Source organism: Streptomyces sp. NPDC052910 (assembly GCF_055585605.1).
Genome location: NZ_JBVJJR010000005.1, coordinates 125,081 through 143,765 on the forward strand (window position 1 = coordinate 125,081; position 18,685 = coordinate 143,765).

The 18,685-nt window shown below is 73.2% G+C and carries 13 protein-coding genes and 1 tRNA gene; 8 read left to right on the forward strand and 6 right to left on the reverse strand.

Features of this window, described 5'->3' with window-relative positions; genetic code table 11:
* Nucleotides 1-397: 397 nt before the first annotated feature.
* Nucleotides 398-2,962 (reverse strand): ABC transporter permease, encoded by a 2,565-nt coding sequence (locus ACZ6X9_RS19720; protein ID WP_469779283.1) that lies wholly within the window; start codon nt 2,960-2,962, stop codon nt 398-400.
* Nucleotides 2,959-3,747, reverse strand: a complete 789-nt coding sequence (locus ACZ6X9_RS19725) for an ABC transporter ATP-binding protein (protein WP_469779284.1) — start codon at nt 3,745-3,747, stop codon at nt 2,959-2,961. The genes ACZ6X9_RS19720 and ACZ6X9_RS19725 overlap by 4 nt, the downstream gene beginning before the upstream one ends.
* A 517-nt stretch (nt 3,748-4,264) precedes the next feature.
* Here ACZ6X9_RS19725 and ACZ6X9_RS19730 point away from each other — a divergent pair.
* On the forward strand, nt 4,265-6,151 hold the full coding sequence (locus ACZ6X9_RS19730) for a lytic transglycosylase domain-containing protein (protein WP_469779285.1): 1,887 nt from the start codon (nt 4,265-4,267) through the stop codon (nt 6,149-6,151).
* Between the two features lie 61 nt (nt 6,152-6,212).
* Here ACZ6X9_RS19730 and ACZ6X9_RS19735 read toward each other — a convergent pair whose 3' ends face one another.
* The 3 genes from ACZ6X9_RS19735 to ACZ6X9_RS19745 all read right to left on the reverse strand — a co-directional run bounded on the left by ACZ6X9_RS19735 (nt 6,213) and on the right by ACZ6X9_RS19745 (nt 11,197).
* The gene (locus tag ACZ6X9_RS19735; RefSeq protein WP_469779286.1) at nt 6,213-7,115 is read right to left on the reverse strand and encodes a cellulose-binding protein; all 903 of its coding nucleotides are present in this window, start codon (nt 7,113-7,115) and stop codon (nt 6,213-6,215) included.
* 195 nt (nt 7,116-7,310) lie between these two features.
* Nucleotides 7,311-10,223 carry an SUKH-4 family immunity protein gene (locus tag ACZ6X9_RS19740; RefSeq protein ID WP_469779287.1) on the reverse strand — a complete coding sequence of 971 codons (2,913 nt, stop codon included), beginning with the start codon at nt 10,221-10,223 and terminating at the stop codon, nt 7,311-7,313.
* Nucleotides 10,220-11,197, reverse strand: coding sequence for an HNH endonuclease (locus ACZ6X9_RS19745; RefSeq protein WP_469779288.1), 978 nt, complete (start codon nt 11,195-11,197; stop codon nt 10,220-10,222). Before ACZ6X9_RS19745 ends, ACZ6X9_RS19740 begins: the two co-directional genes overlap by 4 nt.
* Before the next feature lie 506 nt (nt 11,198-11,703).
* On the opposite strand from ACZ6X9_RS19745, the gene ACZ6X9_RS19750 reads away from it, so the two are divergent.
* Together ACZ6X9_RS19750 and ACZ6X9_RS19755 are read left to right on the forward strand one after the other, a co-directional pair.
* Nucleotides 11,704-12,255: a YwqJ-related putative deaminase gene (locus ACZ6X9_RS19750; RefSeq protein ID WP_469779289.1), complete on the forward strand. Its 552-nt coding sequence runs from the start codon at nt 11,704-11,706 to the stop codon at nt 12,253-12,255.
* A gap of 5 nt (nt 12,256-12,260) precedes the next feature.
* On the forward strand, nt 12,261-12,761 hold the full coding sequence (locus ACZ6X9_RS19755; protein ID WP_469779290.1) for an SUKH-3 domain-containing protein: 501 nt from the start codon (nt 12,261-12,263) through the stop codon (nt 12,759-12,761).
* Between the two features lie 154 nt (nt 12,762-12,915).
* Here ACZ6X9_RS19755 and ACZ6X9_RS19760 read toward each other — a convergent pair whose 3' ends face one another.
* Nucleotides 12,916-14,271 (reverse strand): sensor histidine kinase, encoded by a 1,356-nt coding sequence (locus tag ACZ6X9_RS19760; protein WP_469779291.1) that lies wholly within the window; start codon nt 14,269-14,271, stop codon nt 12,916-12,918.
* A 219-nt stretch (nt 14,272-14,490) separates the two neighbouring features.
* Here ACZ6X9_RS19760 and ACZ6X9_RS19765 point away from each other — a divergent pair.
* From ACZ6X9_RS19765 to pth, 5 genes are all read left to right on the forward strand, one after another.
* Nucleotides 14,491-14,561 (forward strand) — tRNA-Gln (locus ACZ6X9_RS19765).
* Nucleotides 14,562-14,675: 114 nt separating this feature from the next.
* On the forward strand, nt 14,676-16,133 hold the full coding sequence (glmU, locus tag ACZ6X9_RS19770) for a bifunctional UDP-N-acetylglucosamine diphosphorylase/glucosamine-1-phosphate N-acetyltransferase GlmU (RefSeq protein ID WP_469779292.1): 1,458 nt from the start codon (nt 14,676-14,678) through the stop codon (nt 16,131-16,133).
* 72 nt (nt 16,134-16,205) lie between these two features.
* Nucleotides 16,206-17,183, forward strand: coding sequence for a ribose-phosphate diphosphokinase (locus tag ACZ6X9_RS19775; protein ID WP_469779293.1), 978 nt, complete (start codon nt 16,206-16,208; stop codon nt 17,181-17,183).
* A 204-nt stretch (nt 17,184-17,387) separates the two neighbouring features.
* The gene (locus ACZ6X9_RS19780) at nt 17,388-17,966 is read left to right on the forward strand and encodes a 50S ribosomal protein L25/general stress protein Ctc (protein ID WP_469779294.1); all 579 of its coding nucleotides are present in this window, start codon (nt 17,388-17,390) and stop codon (nt 17,964-17,966) included.
* Between the two features lie 90 nt (nt 17,967-18,056).
* On the forward strand, nt 18,057-18,662 hold the full coding sequence (gene pth, locus ACZ6X9_RS19785) for an aminoacyl-tRNA hydrolase (protein WP_469779295.1): 606 nt from the start codon (nt 18,057-18,059) through the stop codon (nt 18,660-18,662).
* Nucleotides 18,663-18,685: the final 23 nt, after the last annotated feature.

Below are 18,685 nucleotides of genomic sequence, written 5' to 3' on the forward strand. Positions count from 1 at the left end.
TGGGGTCGGTGCGGCCGTCGGGGTCCGGGCGGGTGGGCGGCGCGGGTGGCCCGCGCGGCGGCGGTCGGTGGGCGCCCCCCGGGTGCCCCGGACGGGCTTCCGAGGCGGCCCCGGACGGCCCGAACAGCCCGGACGGCCCGGATGGCCCGGATGGCCCGGACAGCCCGGACGGCTTCGGGGCCGGTGCCCCCAGGGAGAGCTTGCCCCTGTCCCGCCCCTTCCCGTTTCTTGCGGGGGCGAGCCCCCCCGCACCCCCGGAACCGCGCTCCGCGCGGTTGTCCTCAAGCGCCGGACGGGCTGGGTGGTGGGCGGGGGTGCGGGGGTGCGTCCGGGGACAGCAAGGGCCCGGCCGCGCACCCCCGTCGCGCGGTCGGACCCCGGGCGGTCCCCAGTGGGGTCAGTCGGTGGCGATGGCGTTGAGGACGTTCATCCGGCCGGCCCGGAAGGCCGGGACCAGGGCCGCGAGGAGGCCGACCACCGCGGAGCCGAGGAAGACGGCGGTGATCGTCGGCCAGGGGATGTCGAGGACGCCGAGGCCTTCCAGGGCCAGGAGCTTCTGGGCGGTCGTGCCCCAGCCCATGCCGAGGCCGAGGCCCAGCAGGGCGCCGAAGAGGGCGATGACCACCGACTCCAGGCGGATCATGCGGCGCAACTGGCGGCGGGAGAGGCCGATGGCGCGCATCAGGCCGATCTCGCGGGTCCGCTCGACGACCGAGAGGGCGAGGGTGTTCACGACACCGAGGATCGCGACGATGATCGCCAGGGCCAGCAGCCCGTAGATGATGTTGAGGAGCTGGCCGACCTGGTCCTTGATCATGGCCTTGTAGTCGGCCTGGTCACGGACCTTGACCTGCGGGTAGTCGGCGACGGCGGCCTTGAGGGAGGCGGCCGCCTCCGTGGCCCTGCCGTCCTCCGCCTTGGCGAGGATCATGCCGGTCAGCGGCATCGTGCCGGCCGGCATGTACTGCCGGACGGTGGCGATGTCCACGTACATCGCGCCCTTGTCGAGGGCGGTGTCGTCCGAGGTGAGGGCGTTGACCCGGAGCCGGGCGGTCCGGCCGTCGATCATGGCGACGGTCAGCCGGTCGCCACGCCGGATGCCGTGGTCCTTGGCGAAGCCCTCGGGCACGGACATGGCGTCCTTGGTGTAGACGTCCTTCAGCCGGCCCTGGACGGTCTCGGACCGGACGTCGTCGGCGTAGGTGGGGTCGGTGGCGGAGAGCCGCTGGGTGGCGGTCTTGCCGTCGGGGGTGGTGATTTTGGCCATGACGCTGGCGTAGCGGCTGAAGTGCCGGATGTCGTGGGCCGACAGGACGGCCTTCTCCACGGCCGGGCTCAGCGCCTTGTCGCCGCCGTCCTGGATGATGAAGTCCGCTCCGACGGACTTGTCCAATTGGTCGGTGGCGGAGGCGACCATCGAGGAGCCCACCACCGACAGGGCGGCGACCAGCGCGAGGCCGATCATCAGGGCGGAGCCTGTGGCTCCGGTGCGCCGGGGGTTGCGCAGCGCGTTGCGCTCCGCGAGCCGTCCGACGGGGCCGAAGACGCGGAGCACCACGGCGCCGAGGGCGCGGACGAGGAAGCCGGCGAGCAGCGGTCCCACGACGACGAACCCGACGAGGGACAGCAGGACGCCGAGGCCGAGGTACCCCGAACCGGCGGCGGCCTCGTCGGCGTTCCCGGCGGCGAGCAGCGCGGCGGCGCCGGCGGCGGTGAGTGCCAGCCCGATACCGGCCCGGACCCGTCCGGCGCGGCCGTCGGCGGGGGTGCCGGCGTCGCGCAGGGCGGCCATCGGGGAGATCTTCCCGGCCCGGCGGGCGGGCAGGTAGGCGGCGAGCACGGTGACGAGCACGCCGATGGCCAGGCCGACGAGCGGCGTGGTGGCCTTGACGGTCAGTTCGCCGGTGTCCAGGTTCATGCCGAGGGACCGCATGATCTGCATCAGGCCGACGGCCAGGCCGATGCCGCCGCCGATGCCCAGCACCGAGCCGATGACGCCGAGCATCAGCGCCTCGACGAGCACGGACCGGTTGACCTGGCGGCGGCCGGCGCCGATGGCCCGCATCAGGCCGATCTCGCGGGTGCGCTGGGCGACCAGCATGGAGAAGGTGTTGACGATCAGGAAGACGCCCACGAGGACGGCGATGCCGGCGAAGCCCAGCAGCGCGTACTTCATGACGTCGAGGACGGATCCGAAGTCCTTCTTGTTCTCCTTCTTCGTCTCGGCGGCGGTGTGCACGGTCAGGTGCGGGCCGACGGCCGCGGTGACGCGCTCCTTGAGCTGCTCGTGGCTGACGCCGGGGGCGGCGGTCAGCCCGAAGCCGCTGTACGCGCCGCTGGTGCCGAGCAGCCGGGTCTGGGCGGTGCGGGTGTCGAGGTAGACGATCGCGGCGCCCGGGTTGGTGGTCTTGTAGGTGGCGAGGCCGACGACGCGGACGCGGAAGTCGCCCGGGGCCGCGATGACGCGGAGCGTGTCGCCGATCCGCACGCCGCGCTTGTCGGCGGTGTCGGAGTCGAGGACGGCCTCGGCCGCCCCACGCGGCTCGTGGCCGCTGGTGATCTCGACGGACTTCTTCTGCCGCTCGCTCCAGTTGGTGCCCACCGTGGGGGCGCCGGAGTCGGGGCCGATGTCCTTGTTCCGGGCGTCGGCGACGGTGATCTGCTGGTTGCTCGCCTCGGGCTCGACCCGGGCGACGCCGGGCACGGCGGCCAGCTTCCCCTGGAGGGAGGCGGGTACGGTCTGCGGCGTGCCGGTCTGCTGGACGTCGTCCTTCTTCTCGGGCGTGACCGAGACGTCGGACGAGGTGGCCGCGAAGAGCTTGTCGAACGTCGCGTTCATGGTGTCGGTGAACACCAGCGTGCCGCAGACGAACGCCACTGACAGCAGCACGGCCACGGCGGACAGCGCCATCCGGCCCTTGTGGGCCAGGAGGTTGCGCAGGGAGGTCTTGAGGACGGTCACGACACCCGCCCGCGGGCGTCGAAGTGCTTCATGCGCTCGAGGACCATGTCGGCGGTCGGCTGGTGCATCTCGTCGACGATCCGCCCGTCCGCCAGGTAGAGCACGCGATCGGCGTAGGAGGCGGCGACGGCGTCGTGGGTGACCATCACGATGGTCTGGCCGAGTTCGTCCACCGAGCGGCGGAGGAAGCCCAGGACCTCGGCACCGGCGCGGGAGTCGAGGTTGCCGGTCGGCTCGTCACCGAAGATGATCTCGGGCCGGGCGGCGAGCGCGCGGGCCACGGCGACGCGCTGCTGCTGACCGCCGGAGAGCTGGTTGGGCCGGTGCTTGAGGCGTCCCGCCAGGCCGACGGTCTCCACCACCCGGTCCAGCCACGCCCGGTCGGGCTTGCGGCCGGCGATGTCCATGGGGAGCGTGATGTTCTCGAGGGCGTTGAGGGTCGGCAGGAGGTTGAACGCCTGGAAGATGAAGCCGATCCGGTCGCGGCGCAACTGGGTGAGCTTCTTGTCCTTGAGCCGGGTTATCTCCGTCTCGTCGATCCAGATCTCGCCCGAGGTGACCGTGTCGAGTCCGGCGAGGCAGTGCATCAGGGTCGACTTGCCGGAGCCGGACGGGCCCATGATGGCCGTGAACCGCCCGCGGGCGATGTCCACGTCCACGTGGTCCAGCGCGGTGACGCGGGTCTCCCCCGAGCCGTACGCCTTGAGGACCTGACGTGCCCTCGCCGCCACGGCCGTCCGCCCTCCGCCGGTCCCGGTCACGGGAATCGATACAGCCGTCTTCACGGTGAGGTCTCCTGTTTCTGCTTCGCCCGGGGGTTCCGTCCGGGGTGCGTCCGGCGGGCCTCTCCGGCCCTGCTCCAGCCTGCTGTTCCGCGGCGAGCACCGCGATGGGGCCCGGCGGTGTACCGGGGGTGGGGCTGTCCCCACCCCCGGTGCCCCGACGGGCCACAGAACGAGCGTAGGGAGCGGTGGGGCCGTCCCTCCTCCTGCTGGGGGACGAGCGCCACCGGTGGGGACGTAGGGGCCGACCCCTAGGGGACGCACCCCTCCACGCGGGTGCCTTCTCAGGGTCGTGCAGAATCGGAATGCCCTCTTCCGGGCGCCGTGCGCCAAGGGCGAACGGGCGAAACGGCCGAACCGCCGTCCCTTCCGGGGGAACGCGTCGCGAAGAAACCGTGAAGCCCGTCCCGGGGCAAGACAATTGGGGCTTGAGGGAATTAGTGTTCGGGTCTATGGCCGAGGGGGGCGTCCGACAGCCTCCCCTGCGCCCGGCCGCCGGTCTCCCAAGGAAGCAGCCTCAGTGAAGATACTTCGTACGCGCGCTGCCAGCGTCTCCCGACAGGGACTGTGCACTGCTCTGCTCGTCGCCAGCCTCACCACCGCGGCGGTGGGCGCCAGTCCGCCGCACAACGCGGCGGACGCCGGCGACCCCGCCCCCGGGCCCGGCAACCCGCAGAGACTGCCGCATGGCTCCCCCAACCTCGCCCTGCCCGACCTCGTCCCCCCGCCGGGTACACCGGGAGCGCCGGGCAGCGGCACTTCCGACACCGGGCCGGACAAGGCCACCGGCATCCCCGCGACCGCCCTGGCCGCCTACAAGAACGCCGAGAAGCTCGCCAAGGAACAGTGGCCGGACTGCCACGTGCCCTGGGAACTCATCGCGGGCATCGGCAAGGTGGAGTCCGACCACGGCGGCATGGGCGGCGGCCTCCGCCCCGACGGATCCAGCGCGAAGCCCATCGTCGGTCCGCCGCTGACGGGCGAGAAGTTCGCCCTCGTCCGCGACACGGACGGCGGCCGGTACGACGGCGACGGGCAGTTCGACCACGCCGTCGGGCCGATGCAGTTCATCCCGTCCACCTGGCAGGCCTACGCCGCCGACGGGCGCGGAATCGGCAAGAAGGACCCCAACAACATCTTCGACGCGGCGGCCGGCACGGCTCGTTACCTGTGCGCCGGCGGCGTCGATCTGACCAGGCAGGCGGACGTCGAGAAAGCCGTCCTCCGCTACAACTCCTCCCGCGACTACCTCAACACGGTGCTCGCGTGGATGCGGACGTACCAGAACGGCGGCGGGGGTGCCGTGTCCGATCTGCCCGTCGGGTCGCCGTCGGGCGGCACCACCCTGCCGACGATCCCGACGATTCCGACGGTGCCGTCGGTCCCGACCGTCCCCCCGGTTCCCGGCACGACCGGCACCACACCGCCCCGGCCGACGCCCGGGAACACGACGCCGAGCACGCCGAAGCCCACGCCGAAGCCCGACCGGAACAAGCCGGGCGGTGGCGACAAGGACAAGCCCGGCAAGGACAAGCCGGGGGACCACAAGCCGAAGCCGCCGGCCACGGCGGCCCGCTTGGTGCTCGCGAGCAAGCCGAAGCTGGAGATGATCGTCGGCCAGACCTACGGGAACCAGCTCAAGGCGCGCGCGCTCACCGCCGGGGGGAAGGGCGTCAAGGGCACCCAGGTCGAGTTCAAGGTCCTGGAGGAGGGCGGACCGCACTTCGCGGGCGGAGCCACGACAGCCACCGGCTTCACCGACGACAACGGCTACGTCAGCGTTCCCGAGCTCACCGCAGGCGGGAAGACCGACGAGTACACGATTCAGGCGACCATCGCCGGGCGCGAGGACGCGAAGGTCACGTTCACCGCGGTGGTCAAGGCGGCCCCCCATGCCGTCGAGATCTCACAGGTCGACGACACCCCCCTGAAAGCCAAGCCCGGTGGGACCTTCCGGGACATCACCGTCCAGGCGAACTCCGATGGCGCACCCCTGGCCGGAGTGAAGATCACGGCGAGCATCCTCGGCAAGAACGGCGAGAAGATCGAGGCCGGGCCCTACTTCAAGGGTGACGGCTCCAAGGAGCCCCGCACGGTGACGCTCAAGGACCTGACCGACAAGAACGGACAGGTGCGGCTGCCGGAACTGGCAGCCGGCAACCGGACAGGAACCTTCAAGCTCCGCCTCAGTGCCGGCAAGGGCACGTCATTGGACTTGGTTCTGACCGTCGGCAGCAAGCCGGCCGACCCCACCGAGCCCGGCGACAAGGGCAAGGGCAAGGACCAAGGCACCCCCGACAAGGGCGACAAGGGCGGCCGGAGCACGAAGGGAACGCCGAAGAAGGGCACGGCGACCCCGAGCTCCAGCCCCAGCGCCACCCCCAAGGCAGGCCGCACCACCGACTGACCCACAGCCACCACCCCGTACGTCCCGTCCGCCCCACCAGGCGGACGGGACGTGCGGCGTCTCAGTCCTCCAGCGCCGGGTCCTCCGCGACCGGCTTGCCCGTCAGGGCGGCGAGGCTGTGCCGCACATGGGCCATGTGCGATCGCAACTCCTCGCGCCGCTCCTCGTGCTCGCGGAGCACCCGCTCGGTCTCGCGGGCGATCCGCTCCTCGCGCACCCGGGCCTGGGCGATCAGCGACGCGGCCTGGGCCTCCGCGTCCTCCTGGCCGTGCCGGGCCGCCTCCTCGGCGTCCGCGTACCGGCGCTGGGCCTCGTTGAGCGTCGACCGCGCGTACTCCTCCATCGCGGCGACGCGCGCGTCCATGGCGGCCTCACGCTCGGCGTCCTCGCGGCCCGCCGCGTCCCAGCGTTCGGCGTGGTCCTTCTCCTGGTCGGCGAGCATGGCGGCGGTGCGCTCGCGCATCTCCTGGAGGGCCGCCTCGGCGTCGGCGCGCCACTGCTTGGCGTCCTGCCGGGCCGTCGCACGGAGCTCGTCGGCGACCGTCTGGGCCGCCAGTTGCGCCTGCCGGGCCCACTCCTCGGCCTCGGCCCGGACCTCGACCTGGTACTCGTGGGCGGCGTCGCGGACCTTGCGGGCGTAGGCACCGGCCGCGTCGTGCAGCTCCGCGGCCTCGGCCTCGGTGCGCTCCTTCAGGCCGAGCGCCTCCGCCTCGGCGGTGGCGATCAGGCCCTGGGCGCGTGGCCCCAGCGTCTCGTAGGTCTGCGGGGGCAACTGCGCCACCGTCTGGTGGAGGCGCTGGGCCTCGTCCTCCATCTCGCGGGCGAGGACGGTCAGCCGCGCCGCGCGCTCCCAGGCGGTGTCGCGCTGCCGCGCGAACTCGGCGAGGGCGCGCTCAACCTGGTCAGGCCGGTAGCCGCGGCCTCGTACGACAGTGAAACCGTCAGGTGACACCGATGCACTCATGCTTGTAGCCCCTTATATCCGGAAACCCGGTCTGCGACGCGGTCAGGCGCACATCATTCCCGCACGAGGGAAGTGCCCAAAACACGACACTCCGCCTGGTTGTTCTGTCAAGGATGCGCCGACCGACAGGGCAGAGCGCCCGGCTCCCCGTGCGCGGGGCCGAGCGCCCTGCCGCCGTCGTCTCCCGGCCGGCCGCTAGAAGAGACCGTCCCACATCTGCTCCAGCAGCACCGCCCACCAGTTCTCCGGCGAGGAGAAGGCCGCCGGGTCCAGTGCGGCGATCTGGTCCTGGAAATCCACGGTCCAGCGCCCCGCCTGCTCGGGCGTCAGACCGTAGCGCCAGCGCCACATGCGCCCGAGCAACGCCAAAGAGCGTACGAACTGAGGAAGGCTCGTGTTGACGAACTGCGGCACCGCCGGACGGCCGTCGGGGGCCGCTTCCAGCGGCACGGCGACGATGTGCGCCGTCCCGTACTGGACGCACAACTGCCGCCCGAAGTCGCTGCCCATCACCAGGTACGAGCCGGCGTCCGACGCCGGCTGGATCCCCCGTTCGACCGCCAGTTCCGCGAGCGTCGGCACCGGGCGTCCCGGCTGGGCCTGGGCCCAGAAGAACGGTCCGAAGTCGGCCGGCAGACCGGCCCACACCAGCGTCTGGGCCACCACCTCCGGCACGCCCTGCCGGGAGACGGCCCGCTGGTCGAAGCGGAAGACGCCCTGCGGACCGAACGAGTCCAGCAGTTCGCGCGCGATCGCGTCGGCCGCGAGCGGCGGGGCCGGGCGCACCTGGTGCGGCTGCGGCAGCGGCACCCGGTTCGGGGCCGGACGGGCGGGGGCGCCGGCGACCTGGTGCAGCTCGCCCTGGTGCTCCAGCAGGTGACGTACGCCCTGCTGGCGGCCGGCGTGGTCGCTGCCGTACGCCGCGGTGTGGCTGACCCGCACCTGCGGCCAGGTCTCGCGGATCATCCGGGCACAATAACCGCCCGGCAGATCACAGGACTCCAGCTCGGTGTGGAGCTCCAGCACCTGCTGCGGCGGGATGTTCATCGCCCGCAGTTCGTGCAGGATCTGCCACTCCGGATGCGGGGTGCCCGGCGCGCTGCGGCGGATGACCTGCTGCTCCGAGCCGTCCTGGGCGCGGTAGCGGAGGACGGCCATGTAGCCGGGGCCGACGGTCGGGACGCCGGCCGGCGCCTGCGGGTAACCGTAACCGCCGGGCGGCTGCGGGGCGTTGGGCGCCGGCGGGACGCCCGGCGTACCGGGACCCGCGAGCATGGTGGCCGCGGCGTGCACGCCCCCCGGCGGGGTGCCCGGGGCGCCGGGCGCGCCGGGGGCGTGCGGGCCGGGCGCACCGGTGCCGGACGCGGCGCCCGGGATGCCGGGGGCGGCCGGCGGGTGCACGCCGGGGCTCCCCGGAGTGCCCGGCGGCGTGGAACCGCCCGGGGCGCCGGGGGTGTTCGGGACACCCGGGACGCCCGGTGCGGCGGGGGCGTTCGGGACTCCCGGCCCGTTCGGCCCGGCGAGCATCGTCGCGGCGGCGTGCACACCGCCCGGCGGGGTTCCGGGCGGTGTTCCGGGCGGCGCGGGCGGTACGGGGGCGGCACCGGGGGCCATGGGCGCGCCGGGTACGGGCGGGACGCCCGGGGCGGACGGGCCGCCCGAGGGCCCGCCCGACGGGCCGCCACCGGCACCGACCGGGGCGCCGGGAGCGCCGGGCATCCCGGGCGCGGCGGGTGCACCGGGCACACCAGGCGTCGCGAGCATCGTCGCCGCGTAGGCGGCCGACCCGCCCGCGGGGGTCTGCCGACCCGAACCGGCCGGGCCCTCCGGGGCGTTGGGAGTCACCGGCGGCGCGGCCGGCGGTGCGGCCGGCCCCGTGGGCGGCGCCGCGGGCGGCGGGACGGCCGCGCCGGGCGCGGCGGGCGGCACGGCCGGAGCGCCCGGCGCGGACCGCCGGGCCTCCGGGTCCTCCAGCGCGGGGGCCAGTCGCGTTCGCGGCAGCGAACTGCCCCCGGGCATCAGCTCGGTCTTGGCATCCGGCCGTACGCCCGGCGCGGGCGTGTCGTCGTCGTCGGAACCGGACAGCGCCGGCGCGAGGACGGTCGCGGGCAGGTTCCCGGTGTCGTCACCGTCGGCACCGGCCGACACGTCGGCACCGGCCCAGACGGGCTCGGGGGCCGGCGGCGGTGACGCGGCGGGAGCGGAAGAGGCGGAGGCGGAGGAGGCGGCCGGACCGGCCGCGGCGGAAGACGGCGACGAGGGCGACGAGGGCGAGGACGGGCTCGGCTCCTCGCCCGCGCCCGGGGTGCCAGGCGCGCCGGGGGTGCCGGACGGCGCGGATGCGCCGGTCTCACCGGTCGCCCCGGAAGCACGCGCGGCCCCAGCGGCACCAGCAGCACCAGCCGCACCCGACGTACCGCTCGACGACGAAGCGGCGGCAGGCGAAGCGGAGGCAGCGGACCCGGACGTCCCGTTCCCCGGAGCGCCCGGCGCCCGGCCGGCCTCTCCCGCGCCACCGGCGGTGCCGCTGCCCGCCGCCCCGTCCGAGGCGCCCGCCGGCGCCCCACCCGACGCACCCCCGTGGGGCACGCCACCGGACGTACCGCCACCGGTCGTACCGCCACCCGACGTCTCACCCGACCCGCCGGACGCGGACGCGGGCGTCCCGCCCGTACCGGACGACGACGCCACCCCCTCCCGCTCGCGGTCGCGCTTGCGGTCGGGGATGCCCATCGCGTCCGCCGCGTCCTGGAGCCACTGCGGCGGGCTCAGCAGGAACGACGTCGCGTTCAGGTCCACCCGCTGCGGCGGGTCGTCCGCCACCGGCGCCGGCTCGGCCGTGGTGCCGTACTCCTCCTCGTACCGCCGGATCACCTCGCCCACCGGCAGACCGGGCCACAGCGTGGTCTCACCGCTGTCGCGCGCGATGACCAGCCGCGACCGGGCGGTGTCCGTGGAGGCCACGCCCTCGCGGTCCTCGGCCCAGGCGACGAAGCCCAGGTCGAACTCCCGCACCTTCACCTCGCGGTGCAGATACGCCGGAACGTCTCCGTTGACCCAGCGCTCCGCGCGCTCCTGAGCCTGCGCGAAGGTCACCACCGCGCTCATCCCTCCACCGGGACGGCGTACGCGAAGCCGCCGTCGACCATCAGGTTCGCCACCGTCTCCAGCTCGGGCGGCCCGCCCGCGAGCCGGGTGAGGAAGGCGTCGAAGTCCTCACCGCAGGGCAGCAGCAGTCGCTCCACCCGCTCCCGCACCGTCCAGCCGTCCTGGTCCCGGGCGTCGTCGTAGGGGCAGAACCAGACCGAACCGGTCGCCTCGCCCTTCACCTTGACCGCCAGCACACCGCCCTGCACGAAGGCCACCCCGAGGTAGTCCTTGGTGAAGTGGTCGCGCAGGCACTTGTTGACGTAGACGAGGTCGTTGACCGCCGCCTCGTCGCGGACCGTGAAGAACGGCTGGTCCAGCAGCAGCCCCAGCTCGGCGTCGAGCGCGACGCCCACCGGGGCGCAGCCGCCGGCCGCCTTGAGGAACGCCCGGTAGGCGCCGGGCAGCCGGTAGCCGAGGTCCTCCTCGACGCCCTGGACCTGCTCCTCCGTCACCGCCAGTTCCCGCTGCGGGAGCGCGAAGTGCACCGGGCGGGTCTCCTGGAGCGGCCGGGTGCCGCGCTTCTCCTGGTCCACGGCGGCCGTCGCCAGGCCGCCGTGGTGCCGCAGCAGCGCCTTCACCTCGGCCGGCACCAGCTCCAGCCGGCGCGTTCCGGCCACGTGGTGCCAGGTCCAGCCGTGCGGGGTGGCCACCGGGTGCAGGCTCGCCCAGAGTTCGTGGCCCTCCGCGTGCAGCGCGGCGTTGGCCGAGACGTAGTCGGTCAGGCGCAGCTCGTCCACGCCGAAGCCCTCCGGCGGGTCCGCGATCTCGGCGGCGGCCCGGGCGTAGGGGGAGAAGTCGGGGTACCCGTCCTCGTCCACCCGTACGCCCTGGGGGTAACGGCCGTGCCGGACGGGGTCCGGGAAGTGCACGACCTGCCCGGCGTAGGCCGTGTTCGGTGGCGCGGCCTGCTGCCCGAGCCGACCTGTCGTCATGGCGGATGCCCCCTGCTTGACTGGCGTGTTCGGCGACGTTCGCGGCCCCGGCGGCGGGTGACGGAGCCCATGGCCGGGACGGCTTCGTGACGGACAGCCTATGCGGTGGCGCAAGACGGGCTCCCGCCCGTGTGGGGGACGGCGCCGGCGGTACCTCGGGCACCGCGGGCCGGATGCCGGACGGCGAAAGCGGTCTTCGGCGGCCCGGCGGACTCCGGCCGCCTCCGGCGTACCGGAGAACGGCCGCCGCGATCACCGGACGAACCCCCCTGAAACACCCCCCGTAAAGCGGCGGAGTCCCCGGAAGCCGGGAGAACCGCAGAAACCCCTCACGTCCCGGCAAACCCCCGCACCGCGGCCGCCTCACCCCCGTGCCACGACTCGGTCCCCTCTCACCTATTCCGGCACACCAGGCACACGCAACACCGCCCTGCCTTCCACTCCCACCACCCCGTTTGGCAGGCTGATCCCCGCAACAGGGGGATTGCAGGGAGGGAAGAACCACCATGCACACGACGCAGGACCGCCAACCCCTGACCGGGAACGCCGACGGACGCGGCGCGACGCCCGGCGACCCCCGGCTCAGTTGGAGCACGACCGAGGACGCCGAACGTCCACCCGTACTGCTCCACCGCCGCGACGGCATCCTGCCCGCCGTCGCCGCCGCGCTCTCCGTCCGCGGCACCACGCTGACCTGCACCGCGGGCAAGGCCGAACAGCCGCCCGCCCTGCACCCCCTGGTCCAGGACTTCCTGGACACGCTCACCAGCGACCGCCGCGAGCGCTTCACCGGGCGCTGCCCCGAGGCGCTGCTCCTCACCCGCTTCCTCACCACCCACGAGGCGGGCCGCAGCAAACGCGCCTCCCGCAAACCCCTCACCCACGGCGAGGCCCGTCGCGCGCTCAAGCAGTCGAAGATCACCGCCCGGCACATCCGCGAGGACGGCGATCCCCGGCACGGCGCCTACGCCCCGCCCTGCCGGTCCTGTACCGCGCTCCTCGCCCACTTCGGCGTCCGCGCCATCGACCCCACCCCCACGGAACGAGGCAGGCCCTGACCTCCATGCGCGCTTTCGACCGCACCGCAGCCACCCGGTTCCCCGTCGCCGTCGACGCCGCCCTGCGCGAGGCGGGCTGGCAGCCCGGCCGCTGGGACATCAAGGCCGCCGAGAAGTGGGCCGACGCCCTGCGCGCCCACGTGTCGCCCGCCGGGCACCGGCACACCGTCTTCCCCGCCGCCGTCGAGGCCTGGGCGGAGTTCGGCGGTCTGCGCATCGCCGGGCCCGGGTCGGGCAAGCACATCGCGCCGACGCCGTTCCACATCGACCCACTGCACGGGCTGCACCTCGCCCGGACCGTCGCCGACCTCGGCCGGGCGCTCGGCACCGAGGTGTGCCCGCTCGGGCAGGAGCTCGACGGTCAGGCGGTGCTCACGATCGACGCGCACGGGCGGGTGTACAGCCTGGACCACACCGGCGACTGGTACCTCGGCTCCGACATCGACCACGCGATCGGAGCGCTGGTCACGGGGACGCGGCCGGCCCGGCTCTCGTTCGCCGGCTGAGGCGGCGCGCGGGGTGGGCTCGCGGGCGGCTGCCCCAACCCCGTCCCTTCGCCGTTTCCCGGCGGCGGAGCCCCGGCCCCCGGCATCGCGGCCGTGCCGCGAAGTTCTCAACCGCCGGTCGGGCCGTTCACGCCTCAATCGCCGGACGGGCCGTTCACGCCGCGTCCGCCGCCTCCGCCGCGTCCGGGATCACGGCCGAGACCCGGAACCCGCCGCGCTCGGTGGGCCCGGAGACGAACACGCCGCCCAGCGCCGTGACCCGCTCCCGCATGCCGACCAGGCCGTTGCCGCCGCTCGGCAGCCCGGCGTCCGTCCCGCCCTCCGAGGGCCCGTTCTCCACCTGGAGGGCCACCTCGCCCTCCCGGTGCGCCACACGCACCCGGGCCGCCGCCCCCGGGGCGTGCTTGTGGACGTTGGTCAAAGCTTCCTGCACCACCCGGTAGGCGGTGCTCTCCACCCGCGCGGTGTACGTCCGCTGCTCGCCCTCGACGGAGAGCTCGACGGCCATTCCCGCCTGCCGCGACTGTCCCACCAGGTCGGCCAACCGCCCGAGGCACGGGCCGTCCGGGGCGCCGGTGGCCAGGGCGTCGGCAGACCGGCGGACCCGCGCCGAGGCCGCCGCGGCCACCGCCGCCAGCCGCTCCGGTTCCCGGGCCGCCGCCGGCCGGGCCGCGTCGTCGGGTTTCGCCCGCAGTACGCCGAGCATCTCCCGCAGCTCGGTCAGCGCCTGCCGGCCCATGTCCCCGACCAGTTCCGCGTTGCGCGACGCCTTCTCGGGGTCCTTCAGGGCCACGGCCTGGAGCGCCGCCGCGTGCACCACCATCAGGGACACCCGGTGCGCCACCACGTCGTGCATCTCGCGGGCGATCCGCGTGCGCTCCTCGCTCCGGGCCCACTCGGCCCGTTCCTCGGCCCGTTCGGCCAGCAGCGACAGCTCCCGCTCCAGCCCGTCGGCCCGCTCCCGCAGGCTCTCCACCAGCCTCCGGCGGGCGCCCACGTACAGGCCGAGGAGCAGCGGCGGCGCCGTCAGCCCGAGGGCCATCACCGAGGAGAAGAGCAGGGACGCCCCGAGGCCGGGCTGGTAGCCCGACTGCGCGGTGTCGCGGTGGAACCGCGCGGCGGCGACGACCAGCGTGCCGGCCAGGGACGCGACCGCGAGGACGACGATGATGCGCCGCGGCACGTCCGACGCGGCGAGTGTGTACAGCCCGACGACCCCGAGCAGGAACCCCATCTCGGCCGGGGTGACGGCGATCGACACCAGCACCACCGCCACCGGCCACCTCCGGCGCACCAGCAGCGCGCCGCCGACCGGTATCCCCGTCAGCGCTCCGAGCGCCCCGGGCACCCCCACCTCGTGTGCGAACGAGAGCCCCTCGAAGACGCACTCGATCACCGACACCAGCGCCAGTACGACGTCCAGCACCATGCTCCGCCGCCTGGCCCACCACCACGGCCCCGCGGGCGCGCCCCGGGCGCCCGCCTCCGTGATTGCCCCCGTTGTGGTCATACCAACCAGACTACGGGGGCGGGCCAACGGTTTTGGAGAAACTGACAGCGGCACGCAAACGGCAGGAACGGAAGCGAAGCAGGCCCGGACGCGCCCCCGCGCCGTCCGGGACGACCGCACCCGAGCCGTCCGGCACCGTCGCGTCGAGGCCGGGCGGTACGGCATAGTGGTGTCTGCACGTTCGCCCGATCAAGCAATCCGGGCACAACAGGCGAACCATCCCGGGTCGTCTAATGGCAGGACAAATGGTTTTGGTCCATTGAATGAGGGTTCGATTCCTTCCCCGGGAGCCTGCTTCGGGTCCTGACCGCCCTGGTCAGGACCCGTCCGCGTTCCGGCCCTTCTACGCACCGGTATCCTGCGGGTGTCACCCCCTCGTAACCCCGAAGCCGAAGGGCACACCCGTGAGCGCCAACCGCCCGGCAGCCGTCGTCGTTCTCGCAGCGGGTGAGGGCACCCGCATGAAGTCGGCGACCCCCAAGGTCCTGCACACGATCTGCGGCCGGTCCCTCGTCGGGCACGTCGTCGCCGCCGCGCGTGAACTGGAGCCGGAGCAGCTCGTCGTGATCGTCGGGCACGCCCGGGAGCAGGTGTCGGCGCACCTCGGGGAGATCGACGCCGGCGTCCGTACCGCCGTGCAGCTCGAGCAGAACGGCACCGGCCACGCGGTGCGCATGGGCCTGGAGGAGCTGTCCCGGGAGGGCATCCGCCCCGACGGCACGGTGATCGTCGTCTGCGGTGACACCCCCCTGCTCACCGGCGCCACCCTGAAGCGCCTGGCCGACACCCACGCCGCCGACGGCAACGCGGTCACGGTGCTGTCGGCCGAGGTGCCGGACTCCACGGGCTACGGGCGGATCGTCCGGGACGCGGCGACGGGCGCGGTGACGGAGATCGTCGAGCACAAGGACGCCACCGAGGAGCAGCGGGCGATCCGCGAGATCAACTCCGGGGTGTTCGCGTTCGACGGCCGGCTGCTGGCGGACGCGCTGGGCAAGGTGCGGACGGACAACAGCCAGGGCGAGGAGTACCTCACCGACGTGCTGGGGATCCTGCGCGAGGCCGGGCACCGGGTGGGCGCCGCGGTCGCCGGTGACCACCGCGAGATCCTGGGCATCAACAACCGCGTCCAGTTGGCGGAGGCCCGCCGGCTGCTCAACGAGCGGCTGCTGCACGACGCGATGACGAGCGGTGTGACGGTCGTGGACCCGGCGACGACGTGGGTGGACGTCACGGTGACGTTCGAGCCCGACGCGCTGGTGCACCCCGGCACCCAGTTGCTGGGCGCCACGCACGTGGCCGGAGGCGCCGAGGTCGGCCCCCACACCCGTTTGACGGACACGCGGGTCGAGGCCGGTGCCCGGGTGGACAACACGGTGGCCGAGGGCGCGTTCATCGGCGCCGGCGCCACCGTGGGCCCGTTCGCCTATCTGCGGCCCGGCACCCACCTCGGCCCCAAGTCGAAGGCCGGCGCGTACGTGGAGATGAAGAACGCCGAGATCGGCGAGGGCACCAAGGTGCCGCACCTCTCCTACGTGGGCGACGCCACCATCGGCGAGTACACCAACATCGGCGCCGCGAGCGTCTTCGTGAACTACGACGGCGTCAACAAGCACCACACGACGATCGGCTCGCACTGCCGCACCGGGTCGGACAACATGTTTGTGGCTCCGGTCACGATCGGGGACGGCGTGTACACCGCCGCCGGCTCCGTCATCACCAAGGATGTGCCCCCGGGTTCGCTCGCTGTCGCACGCGGCCAGCAGCGGAATATCGAGGGTTGGGTGGCTCGAAAGCGCCCGGGAAGCGCCGCCGCACAGGCCGCTTCCGCCGCTCTCCAGGAGCACGACGGGGAGCAGTGACCTGACACGGGACCGCCGAACGGGGCGTACCGTGATAAGCGCACACAAAGCGACATCCAAGGAGACTGTGCTGTGACCGGGATCAAGACGACCGGCGAGAAGAAGCTGATGCTCTTCTCCGGCCGCGCCCACCCCGAGCTTGCCGAGGAGGTCGCGCACCAGCTTGGCGTCGGCCTGGTCCCGACCAAGGCCTTCGACTTCGCCAACGGTGAGATCTACGTCCGCTTCCAGGAGTCGGCGCGCGGCGCCGACTGCTTCCTGATGCAGAGCCACACGGCCCCCATCAACAAGTGGGTCATGGAACAGCTCATCATGATCGACGCTCTGAAGCGGGCCTCCGCCCGGAGCATCACCGTGATCCTGCCGTTCTACGGCTACGCCCGTCAGGACAAGAAGCACCGCGGCCGCGAGCCCATCTCGGCCCGCCTGATCGCCGACCTGATGAAGACGGCCGGCGCCGACCGCATCCTCACGGTCGACCTGCACACCGACCAGATCCAGGGCTTCTTCGACGGCCCGGTCGACCACCTGTTCGCGCTGCCGATCCTGGCGGACTACGTGGGCGCCAAGGTCGACCGCGACAAGCTCACCGTCGTCTCCCCGGACGCCGGCCGCGTGCGCGTCGCCGACCGCTGGTGCGACCGGCTCGGCGCCCCGCTGGCCATCGTCCACAAGCGCCGCGACAAGGATGTCGCCAACCAGGTCACGGTGCACGAGGTCGTCGGTGACGTGAAGGATCGTGTCTGCGTGCTGGTGGACGACATGATCGACACCGGTGGCACCATCTGCGCCGCGGCGGACGCCCTGTTCGCCCACGGTGCCGCGGACGTCATCGTCACCGCCACCCACGGTGTGCTCTCCGGCCCGGCCGCCGACCGGCTGAAGAACTCCAAGGTCAGCGAGTTCGTGTTCACCAACACCCTGCCGACCCCGGGCGAGCTGGAGCTCGACAAGATCACGGTGCTGTCGATCGCCCCGACGATCGCCCGCGCGGTGCGCGAGGTCTTCGAGGACGGTTCGGTCACGAGCCTCTTCGACGAGCAGGCCTGACGGTCCTCGTGGACCGATCCTGACGGTCCTCGTAGATCGATTTCGGTGCGGCCTCCCGCGCCGGGTAGACTCCTGGAGTTGCTCGGCGAGGGAGGCCGCACCGTTTTCGTGCCGGTGTGGCGGTCCGTTATCGACGCGCTCTTCGTAGCAGGCCGTTCGTGGGCCGGGTGACCCTGTCCGCACACGACCTCCGAGGAGTGCACCATGGCCGAGATCAAGCTCGCCGCCGCCGTCCGCACCGAGTTCGGCAAGGGCTCCGCCCGCCGCATCCGCCGCGCCAACCAGGTTCCCGCCGTCATCTACGGTCACGGTGGCGAGCCGGTCCACGTGTCCCTCCCGGGCCACGACCTGATGATGGCGCTGAAGACCCCCAACGTCCTGCTCTCCCTGGACATCGAGGGCCGCTCCGAGCTCGTCATCCCCAAGCAGGTCCAGCGTGACGCCCTGAAGGGCTTCCTGGAGCACGTCGACCTGCTGGTCGTCGAGCGCGGCGAGAAGGTCACCGTCGAGATCCCGGTGCAGACCGAGGGCGACCTGGCCCCCGGCAACAACCTGCTCGAGCACACCCTGACCGCCCTGCCGGTCCAGGCCGAGGCCACCCACATCCCCGAGGCCGTCACCGTCTCCATCGCGGGCCTCGAGGCCGGTGCCTCCGTCCTCGCCAAGGACGTCGTCCTGCCGGCCGGCATCGAGCTGGCCGTGGACGCCGACGCGGTCGTCCTGCACGTCGTCGCCGGCCAGTCCGCCGCCGCGGACGAGGCCGCCGAGGGCGCCGAGGCCTGAGCCTCGCGCTGAGCCTCACTTTTCCTCCGGCCGCCGCCCCGCTCCTGACCCGGAGCGGGGCGGCGGTCGGCGTATGAAGGAGTTATGCGGATGACGACGACGGACGGCATGAGCACGAGCCCCTGGCTCATCATGGGCCTGGGCAACCCGGGCGCCGAGTACGCGGGCAACCGGCACAACGTGGGCTTCATGGTCGCCGACCTGCTCGCGGAGCGGATCGGCGCGAAGTTCAAGGCGCACAAGGCGGGCCGGGCCCAGGTGGCCGAGGGACGGCTGGGCGCGCCCGGCCCGTCGAGCCGCCGCGTCGTGATCGCCAAGCCGATGTCCTTCATGAACCTGTCCGGCGGGCCGACGGCCGCGCTGCGCGACTTCTACAAGGTCCCGGTCGAGCGGATCGTGGCCGTCCACGACGAGCTGGACATCGACTTCGGGCAGTTGCGGCTGAAGCTCGGAGGTGGGGACAACGGGCACAACGGTCTGAAGTCGATCACCAAGACGCTGGGGTCCGACTACTGCCGGGTGCGGTTCGGGATCGGGCGGCCGCCGGGGCGGATGCAGGTCGCCGACTTCGTGCTGAAGGATTTCTCCGCGGCGGAGCGGAAGGATCTCGCCTTCGAGGTGGACCGGGCCGCGGACGCGGTCGAGTCGCTGATCGTGGACGGGCTGGAGCGGGCGCAGGGGACGTACAACTCGTAGGGGTGCCCCTGTCCCGCCCCTTC